The organism is Vibrio sp. 1874 (assembly GCF_033344395.1).
Classification (GTDB): domain Bacteria; phylum Pseudomonadota; class Gammaproteobacteria; order Enterobacterales; family Vibrionaceae; genus Vibrio; species Vibrio alginolyticus.
Window position 1 is genome coordinate 1 of sequence record NZ_JAWPOR010000033.1, and the last position, 7,327, is coordinate 7,327.

A 7,327-nucleotide genomic window follows, 5' to 3' on the forward strand; every position below is an offset into this window, starting at 1 on the left:
AAAGACGAACGCCAAAATAGATAAACACCAAAACTTATGACCTTTGATGCCAGACCCGTACTAACGCCCTGTTAAGGTGTGAGCAACGCAATACCGATGCCACCGCATACCACCTTAAACACTAAAAGCAACACATAGTAAAAATGCCACGCGTTGCGAATCACTCTTAAACAGTTTGTTATGTGTTTGCGTGCTGAAGTTGAAAATGCAACTGAGACATTAGTGATTGATATACTTTCGTAGTAAATACTTGCAAATTTTCCATACAAAACTCACCACCAATAATTGGATGCAGATTCCAACCTAAGCGTTCGTCTTGTTTTGGTTGTAGCCCGTGTTCGAGCGCCAAGTCATACCAACTAGTTAAAAAGACATTATCACGCTAATCTTGTGATTTATTCATGTTATTGTACTCATGAAAGTCCGAAGCAATTGTTTCATAGGTACCATCTAAAACCGATAACAATGAAATTGAGCCATCCACTTCACCAAATAGCCAGTCCCCCATGATGGTTAGATACAAAGGTTTCCCTGTAGGATTAAGCAACCATTTCCACTGAGGTAACAAGGTATCTATTTCTACGTCCGAGACTTCCCAAATAAACTGCATTTTTATCTTTCTCACTCTGTTTAGAAACCCATTGACACATAACGCCTTGTTAAGGTGTGAGGCACGCAATACCGAAGGTTCCGCATAACACCTTAACCACTAAAACCAACGCATGATAAAAATGCCACGCGTGCCGAATCACTCTTGAACAATTTGTTATGTGTCTGTTTCACGCTTTCTACTAAAGAAATCTAACAACATTGGGGCAATCAAGGCTGTAAAAATAGCGATTAATAGTGAGATCGTCGTTGTAGCAAAAAAGCCAAGTTGCGAATTTGTTCTATCAATCTCTCCCCTCAACCTAGATAGATCTCTCTCATAGTTAGCTTTTAAGTTACTCAGGTCGTTTTTTAGCAAAGGGATCGATAACATTTTTATTGGGTCCCCTTTAATTGAACTTTCAATGTTTGCAACTTTCTCAATAACATTAGAACTTTGAATTGCATTTAGTTTAGCTTCAATAATGGCAACTTTCGCAGACAGAGCAACACTCGCCGCATTTGTATTTTTATCAAAAACACCGGAATCAACTATGTCAGAGATACTTTTTAACTGGAAATCAAGGGTATTAGAAGCAGTTGCAAACTCTTGCAACGATGACTCTGCATTTACTTCGATACTGGAAAACTGCGAAAGAACTTCATTTTGTAAGCTATTTTTGAATTCTACTTGCTGCTTTGCTTGAAAAACAAAAACATAGTAACCAACTGTCATAATTACGATTAAGACAGATATAGCAACTGAAAGTATAAAGTACTGCTTAATCTTAGCATTGCGATAGCTAACTTCTCTTTCTAACTTCTCCTGATATAAGCGCTTTAGCTTAAGTAACTCTTCTTCAGCATGAAGCTTCTCTCTACTCATTTCATCTAATAGACTTTTCTCAAACTCTTCTCGAGAGAAATCTACGTCTTTTTCTTCTGCCTTCTGAATATTCACGACATCCTCTTTTTAATAGACACATAACGCCTTGTTAAGGGGTGAGCAACGCAATACCGAAGTCGCCGCATACCACCTTAATCACTAAAAAACGACGCATAGTAAAAATGCCACGCGTTGCGAATCCCTCTTGAACAATTTGTTAACTGTATTCGTACTCCGGCTCTACTGACGGATTTAGATCATACTTATAATTGTCCCAAGCGATATTTAAAGCTTCAATTGCCCCATCACATGCACCTTTTGATAAGAGATAATCATGCCACTTTTGAAAACTGCCTTTACCTTTAGGAGTTTCTTTATCATTAGCAACGTCTTTAGCTAAGTCGCCAACCAAGTCTGATCTATTAATTTGTAGAGTTAACCACCCTTTAAAGCCATTCGCTTTTCTTGACTCTAGATACTCAAACCAAGCTGACTTTAAAGCTGATTTGGCTTCATCAATTGCACCGTGTTTTTGTAAATGCTCAAGCCAGAATTTATATGAATTCTGCCCGGTAGGGGCGCATTCATCCGCTATGACATCATTAGCGAGATCACCGATAACACTGGTTTCATCTTTACGACCAATAAGCCATTCATAGCATGTTTTCATTGACTATCTCCATACCAACTCAATACAGTTAACGCCGCGTTAAGTGGTGAGCAACGCAGACCACTACAGCTAAAGTATTGTGCCGTAAACAATAAAGCTGAAGCAAACCAAAAATGCTAAGCGTTGGGAATCCGTCTTAAACGCCTTGTTAGGTAAATTTCCAGCGTAGTGCGTTTGCCTCATGCTCCTTTATAAAACTGTCTTTATGATTGCAATATACACCAATATCGTTGTTACAAATTGAAGCACCTTCTCGCTTCAAATTACCATAATGCAACGCTATTTCTGGAAATTGAATCAAGTAGTCACGAAATGCAATATGCCTATTTGCTTCTGGAGACCCAACTAAAAAAGCATGTACTTGGTGACTTCTTTGTATGCCACCTTTTTGAAAATAACGCCTACCTGCTATACCAAATTCACCTTTAACTTCATACCCAAGCGACTCCATCAGATTATTGTTCTTATCCAATTCTTCTAGTGATTTCACTTCAACAAGAATATCGATGATTGGTTTCGCACAAAGACCTTTGACTGAAGTACTACCAATGTGATGAATTGCCACTACATTAGCTGAATTCAAGGCCGATTCTAGCAACACCTTTTCATCGCTAAATTCATTGGCCCATGAAGGTCGATAGTCTACAACTTCAATTACCCTCGAACTCATTGTTCCTCCATTTACCTAACGCCGCATTAAGGGGTGAACAACGCCACCACCCTACCTAAACCATTGTGCCGTAACCACTAAAGCTAATTCAAACCAAAACTGCCAAGCGTTGTGAATCCCTCTTGAATGCTTTGTTAGTTGCCAAACCTAAAGCTTTAATTTGAAGTTAATTACCGCTTTGCCAACGCTAGCTTTATGTACTTTGAAAAACTCAAATCAGGCTCAGTTTCAAAGCGCCTGTTACTGAAACCACTTAGAACAAACAACACCGTAGAAAACGGATTAACCACACCAACAAGCGCTTTTTAGCACACAATGTATCAGAACTTACTTTCAGCAAGTAAATCGATTTCTGAAACAGAAAAGTTAACAGCCAAAGAAACCAAAGCGCGATTTTTGCAAACCCAAATGACTCAAAACCGAATTGCTAAACCTAGTCAAAAACACATGGACATTAGCCCTAAACATTCTGTTTTGGATACGTTTTTCCTCGTTGGCAACTAACGCTCTGTTAAGGGGTGAGCAACGCAATGCCGAAGCCGCCGCATACCACCTTAATCACTAAAACCAACGCATAGTAAAAATGCCACGCGTTGCGAATCCCTCTTGAACAGTTTGTTAGGAGTTTTATTCATAGCGTTCACAATCTTTCGGTATGTCTATATATGTTTCATTTGCCCTCCAGTCCTGAGTCCGAGGGTCAAAGTAAAGCTCATACGTTGAGACGCTGTTATATGTACCCGATGTTATCTGATTTCCAATAGTAACTATATTTGGCTCTGAAATAGTGAAAATCCAAACATTGTCACCTGACACTAACTCAAGTCGACTATCAGAAACAAACGAAGCCTCTTCTGTAGAAAAGAACTCTCTAGGATAACTTTCACAATACCACTTTAAATTCTGACCATAAGAGCTATAGACAGTTCTCATGTTGAATTTCTCGTACAAATCTTTTGTGGTTACTTGCTCTGCTCCGTTAGAGCTGAATGCAAACAATGTTAAAGAGACACTAAAAATCAATTTCATGCGCAAACTCCTAACGCCCAATTAAGGTGTGAGCCACGCTAGCACGACACTCAATTTGAACACCGTAAACACTAAACCAAATCCAAACCAAAAATGCCAAGCGTGGGGAATCACTCTTAAACTGTTTGTTATATTTTTGATGCCGCCATCAGTAAACAGTAGTTTTTTACGCTTTCACAATGCTCACCCACCCAGTATGCAAATGGGGTACTTCGGTGCCAATTTAGATCAACCAAGTTATTGTGAATTGTACTATCTGGAGTACTAAGTGAACCATGTGCCACAACTTGCTCCGGTACATTGTTTAGCCCACACCACCATTCAGGCATCGAACGTTTCCACTTTGTCTCAAGCCAAACATCAGATAAAGCAACTACGTATTCACTTTCGAAACCGGTAACCCCATTGTCATGAAGGAACTTTTTGTCTCGATGATGTAGACGCTCAATATCGTTTATAATTTCTTGTTTTTTCTTTGTGTGAGATAAACGTTTTGCCTCAATGAAAAAAACAGCTTTGTGCTTAGGAGAAAAAACAAAACCATCAATGTGCTGCTTTTTCTCAACCCACGGAAACTCAAGCCATGATACAGCTCTATCATCATCGAGACATTTCATTAGGGCATTTACGTAGATATGAACTTGGTTGGCTTCTGTGAAACCAGTACTCCCTCGCGCTGGATAAAAGTTTATTAGCGTTCGGGTGTAAGTCGCGACCATTTCATCAAATGATCTAGAAATTATTTGTTCCATCGAAACCTCAGAAAAATATAACGCCGCATTAAGGTGTGAGCAACGCTACCACTTAGCCTAAACCATTACACCGTAAACACAAAACCCAACGGTGGAATAAAAAATGCCAAGCGTTGGGAATCACTCTTAAATGCTTTGTTATACCCGTTCTGTTAACGCCAACTTCAAACCCATCGCGGCAAAACCACCCGCAAATATTTTTTGAATAACCAAACTTGCTTTTTCTGAGCGTACAATTAACTCACTAAATGTACTAGCCATTAAGCCATACACAATAAATATACAAAGTGTCATCAACATAAACACCACTCCAAGAACTAGCATACTAAACAAAGGCTGCTCTGATTGTGGCGAAACAAATTGGGGCAAGAATGCTAAAAAGAATATTGATAACTTAGGGTTCAAGATATTAATTAAAAAACCTTTTAACGCAATATCTCTGAGCTTCGCATTTGCAGGCTTTTTGTCCAGTGACAAGGGGGAAGAAGCCCTCCACATAGTCCATGCTAAATAGATCAAATAAGCTGAACCACAATATTTGACGACCTGAAATACCAACGCACTAGTATGGAAGATTGCCGCCAACCCAAACACACTCGCCAAAAGTGAAGGAACAATACCAAACGTACAACCAATTGCAGAAAATACGCTAGCTTGTTTGCTATTGAAGAGCCCTGTAGCAACTGTAAACAATACTCCTGTACCGGGTATTAAGACAACAATAAAAGAAGTAATTAAAAATTCTATTGAAACCATGAGGGTGCCTCCTTTCCAATTAGGGTATAACGCCCAATTAAGGTGTGAGGCACGCAATACGGTGCTTCCGCATACCACCTTAACCATTAAAACCAACGCATAGTAAAAATGCCACGCGTGCCGAATCACTCTTAAATTGTTTGTTAGGTGCGTAGCTTAATCTTGCACTAATCTGACCCATTTTGCCCGCCATGCCTGTGCTTCCATTGGGTCTGGCCAGAACTCTTTTTGCTTACTTATCAAGCCATTTTCAACGGTATGAAAAGTTATAGCTCGTGCTTTTTGGACGCTATCTGTAATTGATACATCAGTGACAACTGTTTCACCATCGCAAACTACAGAGTGAATTGTAAACTCCCAAATACCATTCGCTGGGTAATAAGAATTGATAGCCGTAAAGTTGTCTCGGCCAATAATGAGTTCACCAGACTGCGGCCAGAAACCCTCAAAACCAGGGCTAAGCCACTCGCTTGCTTTAGCAAAGTCGTTTGTTTTCATCGCATCCCGAAAAGCTAGGACGACTTCCTTTGAGTTCATGATTTTCTCCAAGCACCTAACGCCGCGTTAAGTAGTGAGCAACACTACCACTGAACCTAAACTATTGTGCCGTAAACACTTGAACTAAATAAAACCAAAAATGCCACGCGTTGCGAATCTGTCTTAAACGCTTTGTTAGGCTTACTTTGTTTTCTTCCAGTCACGACTACTTGTTATGCCTAAAAGATTACTATGAACGCTTTTATGCTCAATAATTACTTCTTTTGAGCGTATTTTCTTAGCTGCTTTCAGCTTAAATGGCTTAGTACGAATTTGTTTAGGTTCGCCTATTTTGTGAACACTTTGACAATGCCCTAACATAGGTATTACACCATCAAAAAACTTATTACAACGAATACACTTGGTTCGTTTTTGTAAAGTATTTAACCGAGCAACTAGCATGGTCAGTAGATCCAAATTTAAGCGCTCTACAATAGAAGTTTCAAGTTCACTAAATGAGTACAGCCCCAATTGATGTTTAATACTTTTTCTTAGTTTCCTTTTCTGATTTTTAGAAAGTTCTTCCATCTTATCTTCCATATAAGCCTAACGCCCTGTTAAGGTGTGAGCAACGCAATACCGATGCTGCCGCATGCCACCTTAATCACTAAATTCAACGCACAGTGAAAATGCCACGCGTTGCGAATCACTCTTAAACAGTTTGTTATATTCATTTGAACAAGCTATCCATATATTGCTTATCGTAATCGAGTAACAACTGGTTCTGATTTTGATAGAGGTCTTCTAGAGCCCATTTACTGCTGGCGGCAACATCTAGACCTCGGTCATCATAGAGGTGAAACATCAGTTCTTTGTCACAATTAATTATAAACAGCTGCCCTGCTAGGGTTGGTCCACGATCACCAAAGTCTCCGTCAATACAAGCCTGAATGATCGGTTTTATATTTAACTCTGATACGAACACATCGGAAATGGTTACTCTTTTCCAGCAGTGTCTTTTGTACTCTAGATCTTCGGTATAAATATCTCGATGTTCCGAAAACTCTAAAGCTTTACCACACAGAGGCTCGAACAGTTTAAAGAAGTAGTCACTTTTTCTAATTTTCTTCCGTCCATCGGAAAAAATTTGATAACACACTTTGATCTTATCTGAAGGTTTAAATGCTGCTTCATAGATACTAAGTGCTCTACTCATCGCAATTTCAAAATACTCTTCATTATAATTTTTTGGTTGTCATCCAACCATATGTCGACGTCATCAGGGCCTAACTCAAACCTCAAAGCAAACTCATTAAGATAGAAGACTGGTTTTTCTAGTTGTATGTTCATCATTATTTATCTCCAGTTTTCCCGATGAATATAACGCCCTGTTAAGGGGTGAGCAACGCAATACCGAAGCCGCCGCAAACCACCTTAAACACTAAAATCAACGCATAGTAAAAATGCCACGCGTTGCGAATCCCTCTTGAACAGTTTGT

General features: G+C 39.4%; 10 protein-coding genes and 1 pseudogene. All 11 read right to left on the reverse strand.

From position 1 onward, the window contains the following. Positions 1 to 178 precede the first annotated feature (178 nt). Positions 179 to 361: pseudogene (locus R8N46_RS23905) on the reverse strand (hypothetical protein); the annotation flags it as partial. A gap of 21 nt (positions 362 to 382) precedes the next feature. Further along, positions 383 to 610 carry a hypothetical protein gene (locus R8N46_RS23910; protein ID WP_240701394.1) on the reverse strand — a complete coding sequence of 76 codons (228 nt, stop codon included), beginning with the start codon at positions 608 to 610 and terminating at the stop codon, positions 383 to 385. A 156-nt stretch (positions 611 to 766) separates the two neighbouring features. Next, a complete protein-coding gene (locus tag R8N46_RS23915) occupies positions 767 to 1,549 on the reverse strand; it encodes a hypothetical protein (protein ID WP_047104427.1) in 783 nt (260 codons plus the stop codon). Positions 1,550 to 1,691: 142 nt separating this feature from the next. After that, entirely contained in the window at positions 1,692 to 2,144 is a 453-nt protein-coding gene (locus R8N46_RS23920; protein ID WP_115386064.1) for a YozE family protein, read from the reverse strand. A gap of 148 nt (positions 2,145 to 2,292) precedes the next feature. Continuing rightward, a complete protein-coding gene (locus R8N46_RS23925; RefSeq protein ID WP_029824562.1) occupies positions 2,293 to 2,814 on the reverse strand; it encodes a GrpB family protein in 522 nt (173 codons plus the stop codon). 627 nt (positions 2,815 to 3,441) lie between these two features. Further along, a complete protein-coding gene (locus tag R8N46_RS23930; RefSeq protein ID WP_115386065.1) occupies positions 3,442 to 3,843 on the reverse strand; it encodes a hypothetical protein in 402 nt (133 codons plus the stop codon). A 128-nt stretch (positions 3,844 to 3,971) separates the two neighbouring features. Then, the gene (locus R8N46_RS23935) at positions 3,972 to 4,595 is read right to left on the reverse strand and encodes a hypothetical protein (protein WP_318098551.1); all 624 of its coding nucleotides are present in this window, start codon (positions 4,593 to 4,595) and stop codon (positions 3,972 to 3,974) included. A 138-nt stretch (positions 4,596 to 4,733) separates the two neighbouring features. Continuing rightward, positions 4,734 to 5,351: a LysE family translocator gene (locus R8N46_RS23940; RefSeq protein ID WP_115386067.1), complete on the reverse strand. Its 618-nt coding sequence runs from the start codon at positions 5,349 to 5,351 to the stop codon at positions 4,734 to 4,736. A 156-nt stretch (positions 5,352 to 5,507) separates the two neighbouring features. Next, positions 5,508 to 5,888: a nuclear transport factor 2 family protein gene (locus R8N46_RS23945; protein WP_171346330.1), complete on the reverse strand. Its 381-nt coding sequence runs from the start codon at positions 5,886 to 5,888 to the stop codon at positions 5,508 to 5,510. A 141-nt stretch (positions 5,889 to 6,029) separates the two neighbouring features. Next, positions 6,030 to 6,416 (reverse strand): hypothetical protein, encoded by a 387-nt coding sequence (locus tag R8N46_RS23950; RefSeq protein WP_115386069.1) that lies wholly within the window; start codon positions 6,414 to 6,416, stop codon positions 6,030 to 6,032. 142 nt (positions 6,417 to 6,558) lie between these two features. After that, entirely contained in the window at positions 6,559 to 7,044 is a 486-nt protein-coding gene (locus R8N46_RS23955; RefSeq protein ID WP_115386070.1) for a DUF3885 domain-containing protein, read from the reverse strand. Positions 7,045 to 7,327 lie beyond the last annotated feature (283 nt).